The organism is Bradyrhizobium sp. BWC-3-1 (genome assembly GCF_032917965.1).
Classification (GTDB): Bacteria; Pseudomonadota; Alphaproteobacteria; order Rhizobiales; family Xanthobacteraceae; genus Bradyrhizobium; species Bradyrhizobium canariense_D.
The window spans coordinates 2,609,298-2,631,402 of sequence record NZ_CP136625.1; the positions used below are offsets into that span (position 1 = coordinate 2,609,298).

Sequence of the window (22,105 nt, forward strand, 5' to 3'; positions counted from 1 at the left end):
TGCTGCCTTTCAGATTTGAGCGACCTGCATGGGACGCGAGGCGGGAAGTTGCGGGGCTTTCCGGCGGCGGCGGACCGACGCCTCGGCGTAGTAGGTCTCGACTTGCCGGGCGCGATGGTCGGAGGTGTGGTCAGCCAGAACGCGGCGCCGTGCGTTTTCCGCGATCGTGCGCCTTTGCTCCTCGGGCATGTCGCGCAGGATCTCCACGACGTCGCGGGGGCTCGATGCGAGCAGGATTTCCCGGGAGGGCTCGAAGACGGTCTCGATTCCAGGCCACCGGTCCGAGATGAGGGGCGTGCCGCACGCGGCCGCTTCGAACAGCCGAACGCTGGGCGAGAAGCCGAGCGCGCGCATGTCGGCGCGGGTGGCGTTTAGCGTAAAGCGTTGCTCTGCGTAAAATCCCGGATGATGTTTGGGCGTGAGGTGCTCGATCCGGGCGACATTGGCGGGCCAGACCACCTCATCGGGATATTGCGCGCCGGCGACGACGAATTGCTCGCGTGAGAGAGTGCGAGCAGGGGCGAGCAGCAGCTGCTCCAGAACCGGCTGCCGGTCCTCGCTGTAGGTTCCGAGATAGCCAAGTGCCCATTTCTTCTCCGCGCGTTGCGGCGCGTAGATGTCGGTGTCGGCACTGCAATACAGCACCCGAGCCAGCGGACTGCCATAGTTCTCCTCGATCATGCCGGGCACCGGGCCGCCGGCAAAGGACAGGTAAAGGTCGAAGCGCGGGATCATCGCCGCGGACAGATAGTCCAGGCCCTGCTCGAGCTTCGCAAGCGTGACAGGCGTGTCGATGTCGTAGAAGGCAGTAATCCCCCGGGCGTGGGTCGTGATCCATTCGGAGATCGCGATGCCGTCGGGCACGTAGGAGCCGATGACCACCAGATCGGCATCCCGGATCATCTTTCCGAAACGCTGCGGGATGTCCTTCAAGGATTGGTAAAGCTCGACAGTCCAACCGGAAGGCTTGGCAAGATCACGATGCTCGCGATACCAGGGAACGTCGCGTTCCAGAAACGTGACGTGGTGACCTCGTCGTGCCAGGGCTTCGATCAGGGCGCGATAGGTCGTGGCATGACCGTTGCCCCAGGACGAAGTAACCGAAAGACCGACGACGACGATGGTGAGGTTCATTCTGCTGCCTCGATTCGCGAACTGCTTGCGGCAAAGAGATCGTTGAACTGGCGGGCGCGCTGCCGGTAGGTGTGATGGCTCAGAATGCGCGCACGAGCGCGCGCTGCGATCGCCTGAGCCCGCTCGGGGCGCAGTGCGGCAAGATGCTCTGCGACCTCCGCCCCGCTCGCGGCCACCAGCACCTCGCGATCTGGCTCGAGAAAATGATCAATGCCGTCCCACTGGTCGGTGATCAGGCAGGCTCCGGCACCGATGGCCTCGAACACGCGCGTTGGCGGCGAGAAGCCGTAGCGCGCCATGCTGTCGCGATTGACGTTCAGCGTAGCCAGACCGGAGCCGAAGAACGCGTTGTGGTCGCCGGTCCCGACATGCCCGACCTTATGCAGATTGGATGGCGTGTCTTTGGAGTCCCACCCCGATCCACCGAGCACGAACGTTTTGTCGGGCAATTGGCGCGCGACGTCGAGAAAGAACCGCTCGACGCGCTGCTCGCGGTCCGGGAGGCGGTTTGCCAGCAAGCTCAGATCGCACGTGAAGTGCGGATTGGGCGGCGCCGGAAAGTGCGTGGCGGGGTCGAGCGCATTGTAGATCGGCACGCAGTCTCGCGCGCCGATGCCGCGATAAGCGGATACGACAGCATCGCCGCCGCCATAGGTCAAAACCATGTCGTAGGATCGGATCACATGGCGCAGATGATGGTCTGGATTGTCCGTCACGGACTCCAGCGTCGCGGGGGCATCGACGTCCCAGTAGATGCGCATTGCATTCGACGGAATGTCGGCGACCGCGTTCTCCAGCTCCCGATCGAAGACGCCGACGCCGCTGGCTTTGACCAGCATGTCGGTCGAGCGGGCGGCTTCCTCAAGCGAGCTACGCCAGCCCTCGGGCGTCGCGGCGTAGACCACCACCTTCGCCCAGTCGGGATCGTCGATGTCGCGATGGGCCTGGCGCTCGAAGGCATCGGGCTCGAAGAATGTGACGTCGTGGCCGAGGGCCGCAATCTCCTTCAGCATGCCGCGGTAATAGGTGGCGGCACCGTTCCAGTAGGATGAGACGAGGCTGGATCCGAAGAAGCAGATCTTCATGCGGAGGCTCCGATGTATCGCAGGGGCTGTGTCGCTTGGCTTGAAGCCCTGAGGTCCTGCACGATGCCGACAAGCTGCTCCGCCCGGTGACGGCAGGTGTGACGCTCCTTGATCGCTCGGAGTCCAGTCTCCACCGTGGCTGACCATAATTCCCGGTCATCGAGGAGCGCACGAAGCGCCCGCTTCATTGCGGTGCCGTCGGAGGCGCTGAGATAGGCACCTTCCGGGAACAGGCCTTCCGCGTCCGACCAGGGGGCCGAGACCAGTGGAATGCCGCACGCCATCGCCTCGAAGATGCGAATGGTCGGAATGCCCGGTAGCAAGCGGACATAGGGACCGCGGGGGACGTGGACAGTCGCGCGTGCGCCGGCGAAAGCGATGGGAGCCCAGTGTGCGGGCAGCCAGCCGCCGTACCGAATGCCCCCCGCCTGAATGGTCGCGAGGGCTGCGTCCGAATAGCGGACGCCATAGACGCCCGCGCGCAGCTTCAGCTCGGCCACGGGTTCGACCAGAAATTCGTTGAGCTCGGCGCTGCGTTCGCCGTCGCCCCAATTGCCGATCCAGACGACATCGTCGGTGCGCTCGATATGCGGCAGCGGATGATACAGGGCGATGTCGGCCGCCTCGTGCCAGGTGAAGGCTCGGTCCGCCCAGCCGAGCTTCATATATATTTGGCGAAGGACCTCGCCGAAGGCGAGCACACCGTCGAAGCCGTCGAGGTCGAACTGCGCGAGTTCGTCCGGTGCGCTGACGGCGCGATGATGGGTGTCGTGGAACAGCAACGTGAAGGGCGCGCCGTGAGCCCGTCTCGATCCGATGTCTGCGATCAGATCAGGCGAATTCCATTCGTGGACGATGACGAGATCGGCGCCGTGCAATGCCTCATCGAGATCAAGGGAGGCGTCGTAGCGGCGGATGCCGATGCCGGGAAACAGCGTTGGAATATCCTCCATCGTCTGACTGCCACCCTCGCGGATCGCATTCAATCGGCTCCAGCCGTCGATCGGCTCGAACACGACGACCTCGTGACCGAGCGCGTGAAGTTCGCGGGCATAACCGCGCACGAAATGGGCATTGCCGTTGTTCCAGCAGGAGGTGAACGCGTGATAGAATAGAACGCATTTCATGCGCGTACCTCCATGGGGGCAGGCGCGTGATGGACGGCAAGCAGCTCCTCGTAGAGGCTGAGATAGGCGCTCGTGGTTCGGGTCAGCGAGTAGGTCAGGGAATGCTCAAAGGCGGCACGTTGCAGCCTCACCCGCTCGCGATCGTCGGTGCACAGACCTGCGAGCGCTCGATGCAGCGCCTTGCTGTCGGTGGGATCGACGAAGAGCGCGGCCCCGCTCCACAATTCCCTGAAAGTCGGAATGTTGGACAGGACGAGAGCGCATCCCGCCGCCGCGGCTTCCAGAACGGAGAGGCCGAACGGCTCATAGAGCGCGGGGCTGGCGAAGATGGCGGCCTGCCGCAAATGCGCGCGCATGACTTCGTGAGGCAAATGCCCGAGCCAGGTGACGGAAGCCGAAGGGCACTCATCCGCCGGGCCCGCGACCTGAACGGGCCAGTCCAGCCCAGGCGCTGCAGCCGCCAGGACCTCGATGTTCTTGGCGCGGTCCCAGATCCGGCCCGCCGCAAAGATCACGTCTTGCTTCCGTCCCGCAAAGCCCTGAGGGCCAATTCCATTCCAGATCACGATGCCGCGCGAGCGAGGCCGATAAATTTCCGCAATGTCATCGTGGAAGGACTGGCTGGGACAAACCCAGGCCTGTGCCGTGTCGAGTGCGGCCGTCACCCGTTCGGTGTAGCGGCGCCATTTCGGTTCGCCGAGCCAGCTCGTATCGCGGCAGGCGAGCCCCCAGGAGTTGACGCAGGAATGCGCGACGACCACCACCGGAGCGCGCCAGGCGAAGGCCGCCTCGCGAAAACTGTTGAGGTGAATGACGTCAGGCCGGATTCCGGCTTCGAGCTTCGCAAGGACGCGCCTGGCCTGGGCCAGATCTTGTCCTTCCGGGTCCTGCCATTCGAGCGCAAGGTCCGTTTCGATCAGGCGGACCCGCGAGCCACGCAGCATCTCAAGCTGGCCGGCCCGCGCGCGCGGACCCATCATCACCAGGGTGACGTCGGCGCCCTTCGCAGCAAGGGACGAAGCAAGTGAGGACGAGTAGGTCCAGACGCCTCCGACAGTATCGGTCGTCATCAGGATTCTGAGCTGCGAGCTGCGGCTCATGATGCCACCTGCAGTTCGAGAGCCTCGAGCGGGACCGGGCGATCGTTCTGCACGTCGCTGAACTGGTCGAACATCGCGAGATAGTGCCGGTGTGCGCGCTCCCAGGCGAAATCGTCAGGCTCGCCCCACAGCTTTCGATAATCCGGCGACCCGGGATAGGGATACAGCGGGACCGGATCGTTGGCCCAGATGCCGGCATCCTGCATGGTGCGGCGCCAGCGCTGCACGATGGGGTCATCGTCCTCGGGGACTTCGATCAAATTGGCCTGGACGAAAGGAACGTGACGGCGCGCTTCGACCAGCCGTTCGGCAAGCTGGTCGGTCGTCATCTTGCAGTTCTTGGCGAGCGCGGCGCGACCCTCGACGGTGAGGCTTTCGATGCCGGCTTCAATCGAGACGCAGCCGGCGCGGCCGAGCAGAGCCAGCATGTCCGGCTTCCAAAGGTCGATGCGGGTCTGCACCCCGAACTTCAGTCCGCGTGTGGTCAGCCCTTCCAGCAGCTCCGCGTTCGGAAGGAAAATCTCGTCGATGAAATAGACATATTCGATGCCTTGACGGCGCAGACCGTCGATCTCTTCGAGAACGATAAGGGGGGGCCGCTTGCGGTAGGCGTTGCGAAAGTTCTCCTTGGCGCAGAACGTGCAGCTGTACGGACATCCCCTGGATGATTCGACCTCGGCGCCTGGCGCCTGCGGCTCGGCTTCGAAGCGGTGATGGTGATGGTGGTGTCGCCGGATCATCTCCTCCGGCCAGTCGAGCGGCGGCTGATCCATGAACGCGACGGCCTGCGGGCCGCCATTGACGCGGAGCGATGCGCCATCGGCAAAGCACAAGCCCGGAAAGTCCCGTTCGCCATTGGCTAGACGCAGCAAGGTCGCCTCGCACTCGCCCATCACGACGATGTCGGTGCCGAGCTTTCGAAGCGCCGCCCTTGGCACGGTCGAGCCATGGGGGCCCACCGCGATGAGGATCGGAGCCAAGTCGCGCACCGCCATCGCAAGCTCCTGCGGAACGCGGAGCTCGGGAGGGGCGCAGCGCCAGAACAGATAGGTCGGCGCTGTCGTGATGACGATCTGGTCGGGGCCGAACGCGCGCAGCTCGGCTTCGATCTCGGTGAGAGAAAGGTCAAACATGTGGGCGTCGAGCAGCAGCGTCTTGTGCCCGGCCGCCTTCAGGTAGTGCTCGGAGATCCCCAGTTCGAGCGGAAGGTGAGGCGATCGGCAGCCAAAATAGATGCTGCCGCCAAAGTCCCAGTTTGGGTTGATGAGGGCAACACGCGTCATGCGAGCGCCTCGCGGTTGTCTTGTGACGATCCGAACCGGCCGTCCAGCCAGGTGTGAAGGGATCGGAGTCCATCTGCGAATGAAATCTGAGGTGCCCAGCCGAGCGCGCTGGAGAGCGCGCGCGTGTCGGTCACGTACCAGGGCTGATCGCCGGGCCTCCAATCGGCAAAGCGATAGGCCACCTTGCGGCCGGTCAGGTCGGTGATGCGGTCGATCAATTCCAGCAGACTGATCGCGTTGGCCGGACCACCGCCGAGATTGAATACGCGCCCACGGGCGAGCGCGATGCCATCGAGCACGGCGAGCCAGGCCGCGGCCGCGTCGGAGACGTGAAGCGCATCGCGGACCTGATGGCCGTCGCCATAGATCGTCAGCTCTTTGCTGCGGATAGCGCTGAGCAGGAAATGCGCGATCCAACCCTGATCCTCGGTGCCGAATTGACGGGGCCCGTAGATGCAGCTCATGCGCATTACCACGGTCTGGAGGCCGTAGACCCGCGCATAGTCGTGGACGTATTGATCCGCCGTTCCCTTGGAGCATCCATAGGGGCTGTAAAAGTCGAGCGGCGCATTTTCCGAGATGCCGGCCGCCAGCAGGCCGCTTGTCGGCGTGTAGCGGCGGCCGGTGAGCGCGATGTCGCCATCATCGATCAGGCGTCCGTAGACCTTGTTGGTCGAGGCGAACACGATCGGTGCGGCGTTGTTGTGGAGGCGCACGGCTTCGAGCACGTTCAATGTGCCACGCGCATTGATCTCGAAATCGGCGGCCGGATCGCTCACGCTGTCGGTGACGGCGACCTGGGCGGCCAAGTGCAGCACGGCGCGGGCTTCGCGTACGGCGTCGATCACCGGGATCGGCTCGCGAATGTCGGCCACGGTGATTGTGACCCGGTCGCCATGCCGGGACTTCAGCCACTGCGCATTCTCCCGCACGCCGGCGCGGGCGAGGTTATCCAGGATCAGCACCGGCTCGCCGCGCTCCGCGAGGCGGTCGGCGAGGTTGCAGCCGATAAACCCGCAGCCGCCGGTGATCAGGACGGGTCTGTTGTCTCGTTCACTCATCACGCGACCAATCCTCGTTGCTGCAGCTCCTTGGTGGCTCGCTCCGCCTGATCGTCGGCGATCTGGTCGGCGAGATATTCCGCCAGCTCTTCGAGCCCGTCCCTGAATGCGACGCGAGGCTCGAAGCCGAGCACGTCGCGGGATTTTCCCATGTCGGCGAAGCAGTGCCGGATGTCCCCGGCGCGATATTTCCGCGTCAGCTCGGGCGCAATGTCGCGGCGCCCCATGACTTCGGCCAGATCCTCCGCGACCGACAAGATGGTGCGACTCTGACCAGAGCCGACGTTGAAGACGTCCTGCGCATGCTCCGCCTCCAGCGCCATCCGGCAGGCGCGGGCGACGTCGTGGACATGGACGAAGTCGCGGCGCTGCCGGCCATCCTCGAACACGAGGGGAGGACGGCCGTTGAGCAGCCGGGCGGCGAAGATGGCCAGTACGCCGGTATACGGATTGGACAGGGCCTGACGTGGCCCGAACGCATTGAAGAAGCGTAGCGCCACCGTCGGAATGCCATACGCCTTGCCTGTGATCAGGCACATGCGCTCCTGCGCATATTTGTTGAGCGCATAGATCGAGCTCAGCGAAGGCTGCTTTGTCTCCGGCGTAGGGACGGGATCGAGCGGGTTGCCAGCGGCATCGCGCAGCTCCCAATCGCCGCGGCGAAGCTGCTCGACAGCCCGCTCCTCGCAGGCGACCACGCTCTGATCGGCGCTCCGGTAAAGGCCCTCGCCGTAAATACTCATGGACGAGGCCACCACGAGCCGCGCGACCGGGCGCTTGGATAGTGCCTGCAACAGCACGGCGGTACCGAGCTCGTTGGTTCTGACGTAGGGTTCGATGTCATACATGCTCTGGCCGACGCCGACCGCTGATGCGAGATGCAGGACCATGTCGGTGCCGCGCAACGCATGATCGACCGCGAGAGCGTCGGTGACGTCACCGACGACGAGCTCCGCGTCTTTGGCAAGATAGGCGGGACGCTGGCGGTTGCCTCCGTGGACCTGCGGCGAGAGATTGTCGAGCAGGCGGACTTCGTAGCCGGCCGCGAGCAGCTCGTCCGCTGCATGCGATCCGATGAATCCCGCACCTCCAGTGATCAATACTCGCGTCATTCACCGCTCCGTGCCGCCGTAAGATCGATCCTGCGGGATCAATCCGTGATGAGAATGAAAGCGCGCTGCTGTTCTGGTCGAGCGACCGGCGCGCCAGTCACATTTGGAAGTAGAAGCGGTGCAAGGAATGTTCGTTCCTGCGAAACCTACAAACGAAAATTTCTCTAACCTGGATCAATAACCCAGGTGAATCTGCGCGGTGCAGCAGGCTAAAAATACACGCCGTGACCCGGTGCCTGCAGCTCGAGATGGCTCGCGACCGTCGCGCCGATGTCCGCAAATCCGGCGCGCTTGCCGATCGGAGAAGTTAACCGCGCGCTCCACGCCAAAACCGGCACTTGTTCCCGCGTGTGATCGGTACCGCTCCAGGTCGGATCGCAACCATGATCAGCCGTGATGATCAGGAGATCATCCTCGCGCAGGCGGTTCAAAAGATCCGGAACTCGCGCATCGAAGGCTTCGAGCGCCGCTGCATAGCCTGCCACATCTCGGCGATGGCCGTACAGCGTGTCGAAATCGATGAAATTGGCGAACAACATCCCGCCCTCCGCGAGAGAGGCCAGCCCATCATACGTGGCATCGAACAGCGCTTGGTTGCCATCGCCGCGCAGGTTCCTCCCGGTGCCGCGATGGGCGAAGATGTCGTCGATCTTGCCGATCGTTACGATGTCACGGCCTGCGCTCTCGGCAAGATCGAGGATCGTTCGCTCCGGCGGGGGGACGGAGAAGTCCTTCCTGTGCGCTGTTCGCTTGAAGTCACCTGCCGACGTCCCGATGAAGGGGCGTGCGATGACGCGCCCGATGTTGAGGGGGTCGACCAGTCGGCGTGCAACACGGCAGACCTCATAGAGGCGTTCGAGACCGAACGTCTCCTCGTGCGCTGCGATCTGAAACACGCTGTCGGCCGACGTATAGCAGATCGGTTCGCCCGTTCTGATGTGACGCTCGCCGAATTCGGCGATGATCTCCGTGCCGGAGGCGTGACAGTTCCCGAGGATGCCGGGCACTCGAGCCTGTTCGCACAGGCTCTCCGTCAGGTCGCGCGCGAAGCATGGCTTGGTTCTTGGAAAATAGCCCCAGTCGAATGGCACCGGCACGCCGGCGATCTCCCAATGGCCCGAGGGCGTGTCCTTGCCTTTGGAGATCTCGCTCGCGCAGCCAAATCGCGCATGCTCAGTTGGGCCATCGAGCCCCGGCGGCACGCGCCCGGTGGCGAGACGGCAAGCCTGGCCAAGGCCGAGCGCAACCAGATTGGGAAGCTGAAGCGGCCCCTCCCGGTGCGGTCCGTCGGCATTGCCGGCCATGCACATCTCGGCAATGTGGCCGACGGTATCGGCACCCTCGTCGCCGTAATTGATGGCATCGGGCGCGGCGCCGATCCCGACGGAGTCCATCACCAGGATCACGGCGCGCATGTCGGCTCCGAGATGGCCGGGCGCGAAGACGCTGCGGACGGCGCGAGCCCGGTTTTCGCGCAATAGCGTTCGACCATCTGCGCGCAGAACTCGGCGAACTCGTTCACGTCGAGCGGCGGGCTGGTGTGATGAGGCTCGATACCCCGATGTTCCGGGGTGAAGCAGAAGGTCACCGTGACCTGAAACTCGGCCAGCGCGTCCATCTGCCGATCGAACCAGTCGAGCGCATTGGGACGGAAGCTGTCGGCCCAGGACAGGCCAGTCCTGAGATGCTGCACGCCCAGCCGGCGCATCCAGCGCACGGCGTCGTCGAGGCGGTGGTCCTCGAAGTGAAACCACTGGCACAGGCCCATCGCAGGTGCATATTGGGCGAACAGGTCCGCCGAGGCTTTCGGCGTTCCGTCCTCGCGTAGCAGGCCCATGTGAAAATGCCTGTAGTAGGATGAACCTTCAGCCTCCTTGTGCCGGGTCGTGGCCTCCCAACTCGAAGGCAGATCGTAGAGGCTGTACCAGTGAATGCGCGGAGCGCGGCCGATCAACAACTCCGCCGTTCGGGTCAGGCCCCAAGCCTGCACCTCCTCGGCGCCGAAAGACGAGACTCCCACCTCCGTGACCCAAACAGGCAGCGGGGTGACGGCCTTGATCTCGTCGATCTTGGCCGGCCATTCCGCGATCTGCCACAGGTTCCAGTCCAGCGGAAAGCCGTGCACGGCCACGGCATCGACATGATCGAGTACGCCGCGCGCCTGCATGTTGCGCAGGAAGGACGGATCGATCGGCGATATGCCGCCAAGCACACGTGGGAGTGTGGGATGCGCGCTGCGGATCGCCTTTCCGGCAGCGAGCGACAGGCTCGCGAACATGGTCCAATCCGGATCGATCAGGATGTCCCAGTGCGACTTGTTGTTGGGCTCGTTCCAGATCTTGGCGGCTTCGATCATCGGCCAGTCTCCCGCGACGGATAAACCGGACCTTCCGCCTGCGGCCTTGTCACCCGTTTGCAGAGATAGACTTCCTCTTCCGGATGCGCCGCGATCGCAAAGCCGGCGCTGCGCAGCATGGCTTCGGCGCAGGCGCGGTTCGGCACCCACCAATTGGTGGGGTCGTCGGCATATTTGTTCTCGATGAAGTGCAGCTTTGGATAGCCCGGGGAATCGAACTGATCGGTGGTCCAGAAGTCATAGTTCTTGTCGAGGGAATCCACGCGGCTGTCGCCGCGCTGCATCGACTGGAACAGCAGGAGATCGCCAGCCACGTGCTCGTGGATCAGGTCGAGTGCCAGCAGAGGGTGCCGCAGGTGGTAGAGCACGCCCATGAAGATCACGAGATCGAATTTTTCGCGCAGCTGGCCGACATCATAGGCTGACATCTTGCGGAATTCGATCCTGAGCCCGTTCACCTCGGCCGCGAAGCGGGCTTGCGCGAGATATTCGTCGTCGGTGTCCAGGCCGAGGACGCGCTCGGCGCCGCGCCGCTTCATCTCCATGGCGTAGAAACCGGCATTGCAGCCGATATCGAGCACGGTCTTGCCTTCGAGGCGGTCCGGAATGATCCCGGAAAAGCGGCGCCATTTCACGTTGGGATAGTCGCCGAGAAAGTGTGAAGGCGCTGTCGGCACGCCGTTCAGGTCCAGATTGTGAAACCATGGCCCGAGCGCATCGACGCGCTGGCGGATTTCCTCGCGGGAGAGGGCGCCTCTGCTCATGCGGTCACTCCATTGTTCATTGCGGAGGCAGGGCGGATTGCCTCCGGCGAACCGCCGGCCAGCAGTCGAGAGCGTCCGTTCCCGGCGGAGCTTTCCGCGAGCAACGCCATTGCCGTCCGGTAGCCATCGATGGTGCCGACGTCGACATAGGATTCGCCGGCCTTGACGCCGAGACCCTGGCCGCCGCCCGCGATGTAGGCATTGACGAGCGTCCCGAAATATTCATCGCGGCGGTCGCGCTTCGTCCACAACGACTGAAGCTCGCGAAATCCGTGGCCGGACATCTTGAAGGCGCCCCATATCCATTTCGACGCCGCATCCGGCTGCTTGACCTGGATCTCCGTGACGCGATCGCCGTCGAGCACGACGGCATCGAAGAACTCGGGATGTTCGACCGGAAACAGCAGAAACGACAGGTCGGCGGCCGGCAACGCCTGCAGGGCCGCCTTTGGGAACCATACGGTATCCGGAAGGCCGACCAGGACGTCTTCGTCGTGGCCAACGACCGTGCCCGCCCTGAAGACGGCATCGCACAGCCCCGACGCATCGGGCTGCACGACATAGGCGAGCTGGGCGCTGCCATAATGATCGCCGAAATATTCGAGGATGTCCGATTTGCCGGGGGAGATCACGAAGCAAATCTTGTCGGCGCCCCCAAGGATCAGCCGCTCCAGCAGATATTCGGAGACGGCGCACGGACGGTCGATGCCGTCGTCCCGTTGGCTTCCGACCGGAAGCAACTCCTTGGAGAAGGCGAGCGGCTGGATGCGGCTGCCGCGGCCCGCGGCCGGAACGATGCCCCACATGATCAGGCCTCCTCGGGTTGCTGTCGGCGCGCGCCGAGCGATGCCGTCTGCTCGAGCAGCCAAATCAGTTCGGCTGCGCGCTTGTCGGATGTGTGCTGATCCATGGTCCGTTCATAGGCGCGCCCGGCAATGTGCTGAAGCTCGGCGTCGGCCATCGTCAACGCAGCAAGCGTGTCCTTCGCATCGCATGCGATCAGGATCTCCTGCCCAGGTACAAAGAATTCATCGAGTCCCGGCCAGTCGTCGCTGAGCAGCGGGGCCTTGCAGGCAGCGGCTTCGAACAGGCGGCCGGAGGGGCACCAGCCCATCTCGGCCATGGCGCGGCGCGTGACGTTGAGTGTCAGCCGGGATGACGCAAAGAACGCCGCGTGCTCCGACGGCGGCAAGTGCTGCACGAAGTAGATGTTTGGCGACCAGGGAAAATCTTCCGGATATTGTGCACCTCCAATCAGGAAGCGCAGATCCTGCCTGTTACGTGCGGGTTCGACGAACAGAGCCTCGAGTGCGCGCTGGCGATCCTGCGAATATGTGCCGAGATAGGACAGATCCGCACGGTAATGCGGCTGCGACGGCACCGGCCGATGGATGTCCGTATCGACGTGTCCGTAGAGCGGGCGGACGTTGCAGGCGCCGAGCCTGTCGCGAAATTCGTTGCAGATGCGGGAGCCGCCGGTGAAGCTCAGGACCAGGGCGAAATCCCGCAGGCCGCGCGGCCCGATATAGGGAACGGCCTCGCCGGCCATCAGCTTCGTCAGCGTGACCGGCGTGTCGAGGTCATAGAACACGGGCACCGCACGACCCTCGGACAGGACAAGCTCTGTCGCGGCGATCGCGTCGGGACAATAGGACGTTATGATCGCGACATCTGCATCACGAATTTCGCTCCGCGCCAAAGGCAGCACATCGTCCCAGTTCGAGAACAGTCGCAATTGCCCGCCGGGCAGTTCGTGCAAATCCCGCGCGCCCGCGTAGTAGGGCACGTCGCGCTCGAAAAAGACGACGCTGTGGCCGGCTCGCGCGAGATGCTTGCAAAGCCCTCGCCACAGGGTGGCGTGACCGTTGCCCCAGGACGAGGAAATTGTCAGGCCGAAAATGACGATCTTCACGCTGGCACCCGCTGATTGATCCCGGTGATCTTGAGTCCGCGATTGTCCACGCTGAGGGTGCTGACGCTGCCGGGGTCGATCTCGATCGAGAGGAAGTCGTCGAGCTCTTTCCGGGAATAGTGCAGCAGCGCCGCGCGGATCGGTTCGGCATGGCTGACGGCGACGACGACGGTGCCGCTACCATGATCGTTGCGCAGCTGCTCCAGATGGGCGACGACGCGCTTCTGAAGCGACCGCATGCTTTCGCCCCCCGGCGGGCGGTTCGTTCCGCGTTGTTCGTTCCAGCGCGACCAGCGGGGATCCCGGGCGAGCGCCTCGAACGACAGTCCGGTCCATTCGCCGTAGTCGAGCTCGTCGAGTGCCGGCACGATCTCGACCGGCAAGCCGAAGCGCGCCGCCAGGATGCAGGCCGACTGCATGCAGCGCCGCTGCGGGCTCGACTGAACCATGCTCGGCGGGGGCGTGAAAGTATCGGCGCATCGCGCGATTTCCTCGCAGCCGAGATCATCGAGCTCTACGCCCTTCATCCGGCCACAGATCGTGCGGCCGAGCAGGGCATGATGCCCGTGGCGGATCAGATGAATGATCTTCGCCATCAGGTATACGCCTTGTCGTCGATGAAGGCGCGCGTTCGCCGTCCGGCCTCTTCGTCCGTGAACTGCTGAGGCGGCGACTTCATGAAATAGCTCGAGGGGCCCGTCAGCGCGCCGGCCTGCCCGCGGTCCATGGCGAGCTTGGCGCAGCGGACCGCGTCGATCACGACACCCGCCGAGTTCGGGGAGTCCCAGACTTCGAGCTTGACTTCCGCGCTCAAGGGAACACCGCCGAACGTGGTGCCCTCCAGGCGGATAAAGGCCAGCTTGCGGTCGGTCAGCCACGGCACATGGTCGCTCGGGCCGACATGGATATTATCGGCATCCATGGGCACGTCGAACTGGCTGGTTACGGCTTGGGTTTTGGAGATCTTCTTTGATGTCAGCCGCTCGCGCTCGAGCATGTTCTTGAAATCGGTGTTGCCGCCGACGTTGAGCTGGTAGGTTCTGTCCAGCCGTACGCCGCGTTCACGGAAGAGATTGGCGAGCACACGGTGCAGAATGGTGGCGCCGACCTGGCTCTTGATGTCGTCGCCGACGATCGGCAGGCCTGCATCCTCGAAACGCCGCCGCCAGTCGGGATTCGAGGCAATGAAGACGGGGATGCAATTGACGTAGCCGCAGCCGGCCTCGATCGCGCGCGCGGCGTAAAATTCGCTCGCACGCTGCGAGCCGACGGGAAGATAGGACACAAGCACGTCCGTGCGCGAGGTCGCGAGCACTTCGGAGACGTCGGCTTCCGGGACATCCGCAATCGGGACGGCGTCCTTGAGATAATGGCCGACGCCGTCCATGACGGGGCCGCGTTGGACCATGACGCCGGTGGGGGCGACGTCGGAGAAGCGGTGCGTGTTGTTCGGCGCTGCGAAGATCGCCTCGGCCACGTCGCGTCCGACCTTGCCGGCATGGACGTCGAAGGCCGACGCGACCTGAATGTCGCTGATGTGGTAGCCGCCGAGATCGGCGTTCATCAGCCCAGGCACCGGCTCATTCGATTTGGCGTCCCGGTAATAGGAGAGCCCTTGAACGAAGGAGCTCGCACAATTGCCGACACCGACGATGCCGACGCGCACGCGCCGCCTGTCCTGAAGACGAGAATGCATGGCTAGAGGCCCTCCGGAAGACGTGCAGCGTTAAGGCATGCAGTGTTGAAGAGATGCAGTGTTGACGTAAGTACGTCGGCGAACGTGGGGAACGTATGTTCGTTCCTGAACTCACTGCACTATGTCCGCCTCACGTCGGATTCCGGCCGAAAAAATCTCGCGCGCTTAACTTGGGATAGAATCCCGGGCGGGTTGGTGGGAACGAAAAGCTTCCATGATGAAGATGAAGAAGATGATGTTTTGAAGAGAGTCCGGCCTACGAAAGAACAAATGCTCGCGTCCGGCGTTCACGGCGAAACAGTCCGACGCGAGGGCCGATCCGTCGCTCGCTCCTTGTCAGCAATCGAGGTGTCACATGTCATCCAAATCACAAACCAGCGAAGCCCAGCAGACCACCAGCCATGATGTGATCCGGAAATGGGCGGAGGAGCGCGGCGGAAAGCCTGCGACGGTCAAGGCCACGGAGGAGGACGGACACGCCGGTATCCTGCGCATCGATTTCGATCCGCCCGACGAAGGTCTCGATCGGATCAGCTGGGACGAATTCTTCGCCAAGTTCGACGAGGCCGGCATTGCCTTCCTCCATCAGGACCAGACCAAGGATGGTAAGCCGAGCCGCTTTCACAAATTCGTGCGGCGCTAGTTGGATCACCACGTGTCGGGCAGCTGGACCGAGGCGATGCGGGCAGGCGACTTCGAACGCGCCTGGGCAATCAATGACCGCGATCTGGCAATGCTTGCGTATCCACCCAAGCACACCGGGCCGCGTCACCTGCAGCGGATCTGGCGTGGTGAGGAACTGAGGGGCAGGGATGTGCTGGTCCGCTGCTACCACGGGCTCGGCGACACTATCCAGTTCCTGCGCTTCATGCGGCCGCTTCGTGACGTCGCGCGCCGCGTCACGGTCTGGTGCCAGGGCGAGCTTCTGCCGCTGGTCGAGCGAGCGGCTGGCGTCGATCGGGCCTTCGCGCTCCATGATGGTGCACCTGAGGTCGACTTCGAGGTCGATATCGAGATTATGGAGGTGCCGCATGCCATAAGGGCGAGGCGAGAGCAGGTCGAGATGCGCGCACCTTACCTGTCGTTGCCGACCAAGGTCGAACCAGCGCTCCCGCAAGACCGAGGTCTCGAACTCAGGGGCCTTGCCGTGGGCCTGGTTTGGGAAGTCGGCAATTGGGACAAGCGGAGGACCGTTCCGCCGTCCCTGTTGGGACATCTTGCCGTTCCCGGCGTGACGCTCTGCTCACTGCAACGCGGGGCCCGAACGTGGGAACTGGCCGAGATCGGCGCGAGGGACGTCAGCACGCCTGACGTTACGGTTCTCGGTCATCTCCTCCAGCGGCTCGATCTCGTCATTTGCGTCGACACTATGGTGGCCCATCTCGCGGGAGCACTCGGCTGTGAGGCGTGGGTCTTATTGCATGCGGATTGCGACTGGCGCTGGCCGGCATCCGAGGCCCATTCCCTTTGGTATCCGAGCCTGCGGCTGTTTCATCAGAGGACACCAGGCAACTGGGATAGCGTCCTTGAAGAGGTGCGGGAGGCCCTGATTGCACGCTCCGCAAGTCTCCAAGGTGTCGTCCGAAAGGAGCTCAAGCGAGCGCAAGGTCCGCCGTAAGTGGCCTGAGACGCGAGGACGACGCATCGTCGCGGCTGGACGAAATGCTCAGGTAAGTCGGATCGAATCTTGCGAGCCGCACGAGTCCCTGCCAGTCCGTGATCGTTACCGTCTTGCCCTGCCATTGCAGGAGATTGCATCGTCGCAGTTCCTGAATCGTGCGGTTGGCGTGGACCGGGGAGATGCTGCATGCTGCCGCAAGGTCCGATTGGGTGAAGGGTGACGGCAGTCTGAAATCTCTCGCCAAGCCGACGCTTTGCAGCCGGGTGGTGATCTCGCACAGCAGATGCGCCACGCGCGTCAATGCATCACGGCTACCCAGGTTCACTGTCCAGTTGCGCTGAATGGCGTGGGTGGTGAGCAGCATCAGCAGCAATGCGCGAGACATCGCGGGCGAACGCGCGGACAAATCGTGAAAGAAGCGGTGTGGCACGAGAGCGACGATGGCAGGGCCGAGCGCGATCAGGTTGCCGTCAACGCGAGGACGATAAAGCGTGTGTAGATCGGCGATGTCACCGGGAACATGGATTGACGTGATCTGCCCGTCCGCACTCTCTGCATCCTGCCACGACAGATATCCCTGAAGGAGCAGGCAGCACTGGGTGGCATCATCGCCATGCCGCAAAACGGCCTGACGCGAACCGAGATGCGCGATTGTGCTTGCCATGTCCGCGAGCAGGTGGAGATCGTCGGCCGTTACGGGAGTGAGGCTCGCCAACCGGTCGGCGAGCTTGGAGAACGCAAATCCTGCCTGCATTGGTCGCCTAATAACTCAGAACCCGTCCCCAATTTGATCGATGAGAGCGACAGAGCGCATTAAACTTTGATAGTTTTACTCCATGCAGGTCATTGTTTGTCTGCCCAGCATGCGCCCAGAAGTGCGAGGGCGATCGGTCAAACGGTTCCGGAATAGTAGACGGCGCATGCGATCGTCCTCAAGGATCGGACGATTCGGGAACCGGAAGCGCGAGTCGCGCTCAGGCGAAGCATCTGTGTTTCTCGCGGCGGGATCCGCGGAGATCGCGCTAGTCATGCTCATACTGTTCCGAGAGAAACTGATTGATCGCGTCGAAGGCCTGCAACCGGTTCTTCTCCAGCAGGACCATGTGCGTGCCTTCGCCGATCTCGACCCGTCGCCGATATCGCGGGTTTGTGCGCATTGAAATCGGCGTGCGTGACGCGTGCCCGTGCTCCAGGTCCACGCCGAGGGCACTGGAACGTGCCTATCAGCTGGTCACATGCTCCGCTGTGCGAGATAGACAAGAGGTGCGATTCCGACCGTCCAGGGCCGGTTTGACCCGCTACGGCTCTCGCCGCGACGGCGACGCATCATTTCCTGATCGTCCCCCTATGGAGGCTCGTTCTGAAACTTGACGCGTGCGCAATCAATTGCGTTGTCAGCGTTGCCGCCATCGCGCAGGCGCCAGGCCGAATTCACGCCTAAACGCCCGGCTGAATGCTTCTCCGGATCCGTAACCCACTTCCTCTGCGATTTGGTCGATCGGCTTGCGTGTTTCTCGCAGGCTCACCTTTGCTGCCTGAAGCCGCCAGATGGTCAGATACCGGATTGGTGGCACCCCGATCAGGGTTGTGAAGCGGTCGACGAAGGCGCTCCGCGACATCGAGACTTCTCTCGCAAGGGACTCCGCGGACCACGGCAGCCCGACGTTATGATGAATGGAGGCGAGCGCGCGTCCGATTTTCGGATCGGCAATCCCCTTCAGCCATCCTCCATCTTGATCGGTGTATGTCACGGAATATTGCCGCATCGCCTCTACGAACAGCAGTTCGGAAAGCCGAGACATCAGGTTTGACGAGGCGAACCTGCCGGCCGTCAGTTCGCCGGCTGCATATCGCACTGAAGCCTCGATCCAGTCGCGTGCGACCCCCTCGCGAATGTCGAGCTTCAGCACTCTTGGCAGGGCCGCGATCAACGGATTATAGGTTTCCTCGCTGCCGAGAAAACCGCACACGATTTGCGCCGGCTCACCGCCTCCGCCGTGCATAATTTTTGCCAGCCCCCCATCCGGTGACGGCTGAATGAGATGACGCGCGTTTGTCGGTACCAGACCCGCGTCGCTGGCGAGTGTATGAACATCGTTTCTGGGCAGCAGTACGATCTCGCCGGCCCGCACCTCGACTGTAGGTTCGCTGTCGACGCTGAGCAGAAATTTTCCGGCGATGACGAAGTGGTAAGCGATCAGCAGCGAGGGCTTGACCGCGAAGGTCACGCAGTCCTCAGCGACGATCTGCGTATGGACGCTCCACGGCGCGGTGAACCGCGCATCCAGAAAAATGCCGCCGGTCAGGCGAACCGATCGAAGCACTTCCGATAGCGGATCGATCATTAGGCTAATCTCAGATTTGGACGATCGGTCAACTGATCCGGCTGGGCGATCATTCACCGTGGCGGTCCCCGCGCTTATACGGGGCTCATGAATGAACTGCCAAGCAACCGATTCCTCCACGTTTCCTTGAGACGCTGTCCAGACGGTCAGGCGGACGCGGAACCGGTTGCGGAAGAATGGAAAAGCGGGACGCCACGACGGGGTTCTGGATGGCAACCAAGCAGACGGATATCCCGATCATGAGCATCGCGCAGGCTACCGCAACCGTCACGCCGTATATCGATTTCTGGAACGCGGTACTGGCTCCGAAATTCAATGCGTGGCGGCACATCCTCGCCGGCGGCCTTCACCTGCATAGCGCTAAAGTCTTCCCGTCGCTGCCGATCAGAGCCGGCGACAGGGCCCTGGATGTGGGATGTGGCTGGGGCGACACCGCAATTGAACTTGCGCGGCGCGTCGGACCGACCGGATCCGTCCTCGGCCTCGATTGCTGCAATGCCTTCCTCGACGTCGGCCGCGCAGATGCGAAGGAGGCAGGGGTGACCAATCTCAGCTTTCTCGAAGCGGATGTTCAGACCAATCCGTTCGAGCCGGTACATGATTTTTGCTTCTCTCGCTTTGGAACCCAGTTCTTCGAAGACCCAACGGCTGGCTTGAGCAACATGAGATTTGCGCTCAAGCCGGGTGGACTGATGACGATGGTCGTCTGGCGCGAACGGGCGGACAATCCGTGGCTTACACTGTCGAAGGAGGTTCTGCTTCGCTACCTGCCCCCCGTCAGGGAAGACGCTGCAACCTGCGGCCCCGGACCGTTTTCTATGACCGATCCCGAGGCCGTGACTCGGCAATTGATGATTGCCGGCTACGGCGGCATCAGGTTCGAACGGATCGATGCCGAAGTCTTGGTCGGGCGAGATCTTGACGAAGCGGTCGCGTTTCAGCTCGCGATCGGTCCCGCAGGGGAGGTTTATCGCGAAGCCGGTCCGAAGGCTGCTCGTTTGTTTGATACGCTGGTGGCGGCCTTGAAGGACGAGTTGAAACAATTCGTCCGCCCTGAAGGCGTGATGATGAATTCAAGCTCTTGGATGGTCACCGCGCAGAATCCGGGATCACCGCCGCGGCCCCGGGGGTGACGTACCCGCGCCAGTCGCTGCTCGAAATCTCTTCATTGTAAGCACCGCCGCAGCCGCCGCCGCGATCGGACGAATCGATGCAAAAAAATGAACTCTCTGGGAGAAGATTGATGGCAGGTCTAGTTGCGGTCCTCTACGGCACTGCCGCTTACGGTGTCACGCTCGTCGCCTTGCTCTATCTCATTGCCTTCACCGGGAACCTGGTCGTTCCAAAGTCTATCGATTCCGGGGCCATTGGTCCGGTTCTGGCAAGCATTGTTATCGATGTGCTGCTAATCGGAGTGTTCGCGATCCAGCACAGCGTGATGGCGCGTCAGGGCTTCAAGCGCTGGTGGACGCGAATCGTGCCGGCTTCGGTCGAGCGCAGCACCTACGTGCTGTTCGCCAGCTTTGCACTGCTGTTGCTGTACTGGCAGTGGCAGCCGATCCCCACGCCGGTCTGGACCGTGAACCACCCGGTCGCGGCGGGGGCGCTCGACGCCGTCTTCTGGCTGGGTTGGGTCGTGCTGGTGGTCAGCACGTTTCTTCTCAATCATTTCGAGTTGTTCGGCCTCAGCCAGGTGTTCATGCACCTGTTCGGTAAACAACCGCCCGAAGCCAAATTCCGCACGCCGTTGCTCTACCGGTATGTCCGCCATCCGATCTATCTCGGCATCCTGCTCGCAGTCTGGGCCACGCCTGCGATGACGGTCGGTCATCTGGTCTATTCGCTTGGCATCACAGCCTACATCCTGATCGGCATTCAGTTGGAAGAGCACGATCTGATCCAGCAGTTCGGCAACCGGTATCGCCGCTACCGCCGTCACGCGGCCATGCTCGTCCCGCTTTCATGCCGAAGCTTCGCCGCGTCCCAGGACGTCGACCCGAGACGCTCGTCAAGACAGGCCAATCAGTCCGCAAGCAGGGGTGGATTCAAGCGGCGCGGCGTCCGGTCGCAGCCGTATCGACACGGGCAGGGCGGCGTGCGCATCGCGTTCTGATCAACTCATTTCAACCTGCGGCGTCCGGCCAAGAGGATCACCGACCGCATGACCATCCTCCATTTGAAGGATGGCCGATATTCCCCGCGGCTCCGGTGGGACACGATCAAAATGATTTGAGCGCGATACCGGCTCGCTATCAGCGGAAAAGCTTAAAGTTGTCTCACAGCTATCCTCACACCGGGGGCGCGTCTTCGAATGAACAGGGTTTCACATCCGCGGTCGGTTTCGGAATCGTCGAAAGACAATTCAGATGATCAGCAGCAACTGAGCGACCTGATCAGCGTCATCTACGATGCCGCCATCGATCCCTCTCGTTGGGAAGACGCCATCGTCAGCATCGTGCAATTCGTTGGCGGCGCAGCAGGCGGGCTGTTCTGCAAGGACGTCGGTGTCCAGCACGCCACGGTGCCCCATCGCTTTGGATTTGACGTGCCGTTGCGGGTCGAACTCTTTCGGCAGATTTATTCCTCCGCGGAGGGGCACTTTCTCGGTGACCTCGAGCAGCCGATCGCGACGACCGATTTGATGTCTTTCGCAGCACTCACCCAGAGTGAACTATACCGGCAGTGGGCCGAGCCCCAGGGGCTTGTCGATTTTGTCAGCGCGGTTGTCGACAGGACCACGGTCAGCACGGCTATTTTCGGGGTCTTCCGCCACCGGCGAAATGGGATCGTCGACGAGCACGCGCGCCGGCAAATGAGGCTGATCGCGCCGCATATCAGGCGTGCCGTCGTGATCGGCAAGATGTTCGAGTTCAAGGCCGCTGAACTCGCGACGTTCGTTGACACGTTGGACGGGCTCGGTGCTGGCATGTATCTCGTCGATCCCGGTGGACGTCTCATTCACGCCAATACGGCCGGCAATGCCATTCTCGACGCTCGTGATATTCTGAGTTCCGTGGGCGGGCGGCTGGTCGCCAGCGATCCTCAGGTCGACCGCACCCTGCGAGATGTCTTCGCCACCGCGGGGCAGGGCGATGCCGCACTTGGTATAAGGGGCATCGCGTTGCCGCTGACCGGCAGGGAGGGCGACCGCTATGTGGCCCATGCATTGCCCCTCACGTCAGGCGCGCGTCGGCGTGCTGGTATTGTTTACACCGCCACGGCGGCCTTGTTCGTTCGCAAGGCGTCGCTGGCGGTTGCTTCTATTCCCGGAGCCATCGGCAGCGCGTTCAAGCTGACGCCGACCGAACTCCGCGTGTTGCTGGCCATCGTCGAGGTCGGTGGCGTTCCTGAGGTCGCCATGGCGTTCGGGGTCGCCGATAGCACGGTTAGGACGCATGTCAGCCGGTTGTTTGAAAAAACAGGCACCGCGCGCCAGGCGGATCTCGTCAAGCTGGTTGCAGGCTATACGACGCCCCTGGCGGGATAGGAGAGAGGGCGCTCATTGCAGC

Annotated in this window: 22 protein-coding genes; 5 read left to right on the forward strand and 17 right to left on the reverse strand. The window is 62.9% G+C overall.

Translation table 11 applies throughout. The features are described 5' to 3' along the window. Positions 1-9 precede the first annotated feature (9 nt). The 14 genes from RX329_RS12580 to RX329_RS12645 form a co-directional block, all read right to left on the reverse strand. Positions 10-1,134 carry a glycosyltransferase gene (locus RX329_RS12580; RefSeq protein ID WP_085360992.1) on the reverse strand — a complete coding sequence of 375 codons (1,125 nt, stop codon included), beginning with the start codon at positions 1,132-1,134 and terminating at the stop codon, positions 10-12. Then, positions 1,131-2,219, reverse strand: coding sequence for a glycosyltransferase (locus RX329_RS12585; protein ID WP_085364612.1), 1,089 nt, complete (start codon positions 2,217-2,219; stop codon positions 1,131-1,133). Before RX329_RS12585 ends, RX329_RS12580 begins: the two co-directional genes overlap by 4 nt. Then, positions 2,216-3,346, reverse strand: coding sequence for a glycosyltransferase (locus tag RX329_RS12590; protein ID WP_085360994.1), 1,131 nt, complete (start codon positions 3,344-3,346; stop codon positions 2,216-2,218). The genes RX329_RS12585 and RX329_RS12590 overlap by 4 nt, the downstream gene beginning before the upstream one ends. Then, on the reverse strand, positions 3,343-4,446 hold the full coding sequence (locus tag RX329_RS12595; RefSeq protein WP_085360995.1) for a glycosyltransferase family 4 protein: 1,104 nt from the start codon (positions 4,444-4,446) through the stop codon (positions 3,343-3,345). The genes RX329_RS12590 and RX329_RS12595 overlap by 4 nt, the downstream gene beginning before the upstream one ends. Continuing rightward, entirely contained in the window at positions 4,443-5,729 is a 1,287-nt protein-coding gene (locus RX329_RS12600) for a TIGR04295 family B12-binding domain-containing radical SAM protein (protein WP_085384000.1), read from the reverse strand. The genes RX329_RS12595 and RX329_RS12600 overlap by 4 nt, the downstream gene beginning before the upstream one ends. Further along, positions 5,726-6,790, reverse strand: coding sequence for a GDP-mannose 4,6-dehydratase (locus RX329_RS12605; RefSeq protein WP_085360999.1), 1,065 nt, complete (start codon positions 6,788-6,790; stop codon positions 5,726-5,728). Before RX329_RS12605 ends, RX329_RS12600 begins: the two co-directional genes overlap by 4 nt. Further along, the gene (locus RX329_RS12610) at positions 6,790-7,902 is read right to left on the reverse strand and encodes an NAD-dependent epimerase/dehydratase family protein (protein ID WP_085361001.1); all 1,113 of its coding nucleotides are present in this window, start codon (positions 7,900-7,902) and stop codon (positions 6,790-6,792) included. Before RX329_RS12610 ends, RX329_RS12605 begins: the two co-directional genes overlap by 1 nt. A gap of 209 nt (positions 7,903-8,111) precedes the next feature. Beyond that, complete coding sequence (locus RX329_RS12615) at positions 8,112-9,317, reverse strand: phosphopentomutase (RefSeq protein WP_085349003.1); 1,206 nt, start codon at positions 9,315-9,317, stop codon at positions 8,112-8,114. Continuing rightward, positions 9,305-10,258: a beta-xylosidase gene (locus tag RX329_RS12620; RefSeq protein WP_085348978.1), complete on the reverse strand. Its 954-nt coding sequence runs from the start codon at positions 10,256-10,258 to the stop codon at positions 9,305-9,307. Before RX329_RS12620 ends, RX329_RS12615 begins: the two co-directional genes overlap by 13 nt. Continuing rightward, a complete protein-coding gene (locus RX329_RS12625) occupies positions 10,255-11,022 on the reverse strand; it encodes a TIGR04290 family methyltransferase (RefSeq protein WP_085348979.1) in 768 nt (255 codons plus the stop codon). Before RX329_RS12625 ends, RX329_RS12620 begins: the two co-directional genes overlap by 4 nt. Beyond that, positions 11,019-11,828, reverse strand: a complete 810-nt coding sequence (locus RX329_RS12630) for a sugar phosphate nucleotidyltransferase (protein ID WP_085384001.1) — start codon at positions 11,826-11,828, stop codon at positions 11,019-11,021. The genes RX329_RS12625 and RX329_RS12630 overlap by 4 nt, the downstream gene beginning before the upstream one ends. 2 nt (positions 11,829-11,830) lie before the next feature. Beyond that, positions 11,831-12,934: a glycosyltransferase gene (locus RX329_RS12635; protein WP_018460366.1), complete on the reverse strand. Its 1,104-nt coding sequence runs from the start codon at positions 12,932-12,934 to the stop codon at positions 11,831-11,833. Then, positions 12,931-13,530, reverse strand: a complete 600-nt coding sequence (locus tag RX329_RS12640) for a histidine phosphatase family protein (RefSeq protein ID WP_085348981.1) — start codon at positions 13,528-13,530, stop codon at positions 12,931-12,933. Before RX329_RS12640 ends, RX329_RS12635 begins: the two co-directional genes overlap by 4 nt. Beyond that, positions 13,530-14,630, reverse strand: a complete 1,101-nt coding sequence (locus RX329_RS12645) for an inositol-3-phosphate synthase (RefSeq protein WP_317245889.1) — start codon at positions 14,628-14,630, stop codon at positions 13,530-13,532. The genes RX329_RS12640 and RX329_RS12645 overlap by 1 nt, the downstream gene beginning before the upstream one ends. Positions 14,631-14,985: 355 nt before the next feature. On the opposite strand from RX329_RS12645, the gene RX329_RS12650 reads away from it, so the two are divergent. Both RX329_RS12650 and RX329_RS12655 read left to right on the forward strand, forming a co-directional pair. Continuing rightward, positions 14,986-15,273 (forward strand): hypothetical protein, encoded by a 288-nt coding sequence (locus RX329_RS12650; protein ID WP_018460363.1) that lies wholly within the window; start codon positions 14,986-14,988, stop codon positions 15,271-15,273. 12 nt (positions 15,274-15,285) lie between these two features. Continuing rightward, positions 15,286-16,248, forward strand: a complete 963-nt coding sequence (locus tag RX329_RS12655; RefSeq protein ID WP_317245890.1) for a hypothetical protein — start codon at positions 15,286-15,288, stop codon at positions 16,246-16,248. Here RX329_RS12655 and RX329_RS12660 read toward each other — a convergent pair. From RX329_RS12660 to RX329_RS12670, 3 genes are all read right to left on the reverse strand, one after another. Next, on the reverse strand, positions 16,223-16,915 hold the full coding sequence (locus RX329_RS12660) for a Crp/Fnr family transcriptional regulator (RefSeq protein ID WP_244561207.1): 693 nt from the start codon (positions 16,913-16,915) through the stop codon (positions 16,223-16,225). The genes RX329_RS12655 and RX329_RS12660 overlap by 26 nt on opposite strands. A gap of 358 nt (positions 16,916-17,273) precedes the next feature. Then, on the reverse strand, positions 17,274-17,408 hold the full coding sequence (locus RX329_RS12665; RefSeq protein ID WP_283806959.1) for a hypothetical protein: 135 nt from the start codon (positions 17,406-17,408) through the stop codon (positions 17,274-17,276). A 237-nt stretch (positions 17,409-17,645) separates the two neighbouring features. Continuing rightward, a complete protein-coding gene (locus RX329_RS12670; protein WP_085395395.1) occupies positions 17,646-18,596 on the reverse strand; it encodes an AraC family transcriptional regulator in 951 nt (316 codons plus the stop codon). Positions 18,597-18,805: 209 nt separating this feature from the next. On the opposite strand from RX329_RS12670, the gene RX329_RS12675 reads away from it, so the two are divergent. From RX329_RS12675 to RX329_RS12685, 3 genes are all read left to right on the forward strand, one after another. Further along, the gene (locus RX329_RS12675) at positions 18,806-19,729 is read left to right on the forward strand and encodes a class I SAM-dependent methyltransferase (protein ID WP_244561208.1); all 924 of its coding nucleotides are present in this window, start codon (positions 18,806-18,808) and stop codon (positions 19,727-19,729) included. 77 nt (positions 19,730-19,806) lie between these two features. Continuing rightward, on the forward strand, positions 19,807-20,709 hold the full coding sequence (gene mddA / locus RX329_RS12680) for a methanethiol S-methyltransferase (protein ID WP_317245891.1): 903 nt from the start codon (positions 19,807-19,809) through the stop codon (positions 20,707-20,709). A 198-nt stretch (positions 20,710-20,907) separates the two neighbouring features. Further along, the gene (locus RX329_RS12685) at positions 20,908-22,083 is read left to right on the forward strand and encodes a helix-turn-helix transcriptional regulator (protein ID WP_244561209.1); all 1,176 of its coding nucleotides are present in this window, start codon (positions 20,908-20,910) and stop codon (positions 22,081-22,083) included. The last annotated feature ends 22 nt before the right edge of the window (positions 22,084-22,105 follow it).

What these genes read in the sequence shown, in the direction of transcription:
- RX329_RS12580 (WP_085360992.1), bottom strand. Translation starts at nt 1,134, where the DNA reads ATGAACCTCACCATCGTCGTCGTCGGTCTTTCGGTTACTTCGTCCTGG.
- RX329_RS12585 (WP_085364612.1), bottom strand. Translation starts at nt 2,219, where the DNA reads ATGAAGATCTGCTTCTTCGGATCCAGCCTCGTCTCATCCTACTGGAAC.
- RX329_RS12590 (WP_085360994.1), bottom strand. Translation starts at nt 3,346, where the DNA reads ATGAAATGCGTTCTATTCTATCACGCGTTCACCTCCTGCTGGAACAAC.
- RX329_RS12595 (WP_085360995.1), bottom strand. Translation starts at nt 4,446, where the DNA reads ATGAGCCGCAGCTCGCAGCTCAGAATCCTGATGACGACCGATACTGTC.
- RX329_RS12600 (WP_085384000.1), bottom strand. Translation starts at nt 5,729, where the DNA reads ATGACGCGTGTTGCCCTCATCAACCCAAACTGGGACTTTGGCGGCAGC.
- RX329_RS12605 (WP_085360999.1), bottom strand. Translation starts at nt 6,790, where the DNA reads ATGAGTGAACGAGACAACAGACCCGTCCTGATCACCGGCGGCTGCGGG.
- RX329_RS12610 (WP_085361001.1), bottom strand. Translation starts at nt 7,902, where the DNA reads ATGACGCGAGTATTGATCACTGGAGGTGCGGGATTCATCGGATCGCAT.
- RX329_RS12615 (WP_085349003.1), bottom strand. Translation starts at nt 9,317, where the DNA reads ATGCGCGCCGTGATCCTGGTGATGGACTCCGTCGGGATCGGCGCCGCG.
- RX329_RS12620 (WP_085348978.1), bottom strand. Translation starts at nt 10,258, where the DNA reads ATGATCGAAGCCGCCAAGATCTGGAACGAGCCCAACAACAAGTCGCAC.
- RX329_RS12625 (WP_085348979.1), bottom strand. Translation starts at nt 11,022, where the DNA reads ATGAGCAGAGGCGCCCTCTCCCGCGAGGAAATCCGCCAGCGCGTCGAT.
- RX329_RS12630 (WP_085384001.1), bottom strand. Translation starts at nt 11,828, where the DNA reads ATGTGGGGCATCGTTCCGGCCGCGGGCCGCGGCAGCCGCATCCAGCCG.
- RX329_RS12640 (WP_085348981.1), bottom strand. Translation starts at nt 13,530, where the DNA reads ATGGCGAAGATCATTCATCTGATCCGCCACGGGCATCATGCCCTGCTC.
- RX329_RS12645 (WP_317245889.1), bottom strand. Translation starts at nt 14,630, where the DNA reads ATGCATTCTCGTCTTCAGGACAGGCGGCGCGTGCGCGTCGGCATCGTC.
- RX329_RS12650 (WP_018460363.1), top strand. Translation starts at nt 14,986, where the DNA reads ATGTCATCCAAATCACAAACCAGCGAAGCCCAGCAGACCACCAGCCAT.
- RX329_RS12660 (WP_244561207.1), bottom strand. Translation starts at nt 16,915, where the DNA reads ATGGCAAGCACAATCGCGCATCTCGGTTCGCGTCAGGCCGTTTTGCGG.
- RX329_RS12665 (WP_283806959.1), bottom strand. Translation starts at nt 17,408, where the DNA reads ATGCGCACAAACCCGCGATATCGGCGACGGGTCGAGATCGGCGAAGGC.
- RX329_RS12670 (WP_085395395.1), bottom strand. Translation starts at nt 18,596, where the DNA reads ATGATCGATCCGCTATCGGAAGTGCTTCGATCGGTTCGCCTGACCGGC.
- RX329_RS12675 (WP_244561208.1), top strand. Translation starts at nt 18,806, where the DNA reads ATGGCAACCAAGCAGACGGATATCCCGATCATGAGCATCGCGCAGGCT.
- mddA (WP_317245891.1), top strand. Translation starts at nt 19,807, where the DNA reads ATGCAAAAAAATGAACTCTCTGGGAGAAGATTGATGGCAGGTCTAGTT.
- RX329_RS12685 (WP_244561209.1), top strand. Translation starts at nt 20,908, where the DNA reads ATGAACAGGGTTTCACATCCGCGGTCGGTTTCGGAATCGTCGAAAGAC.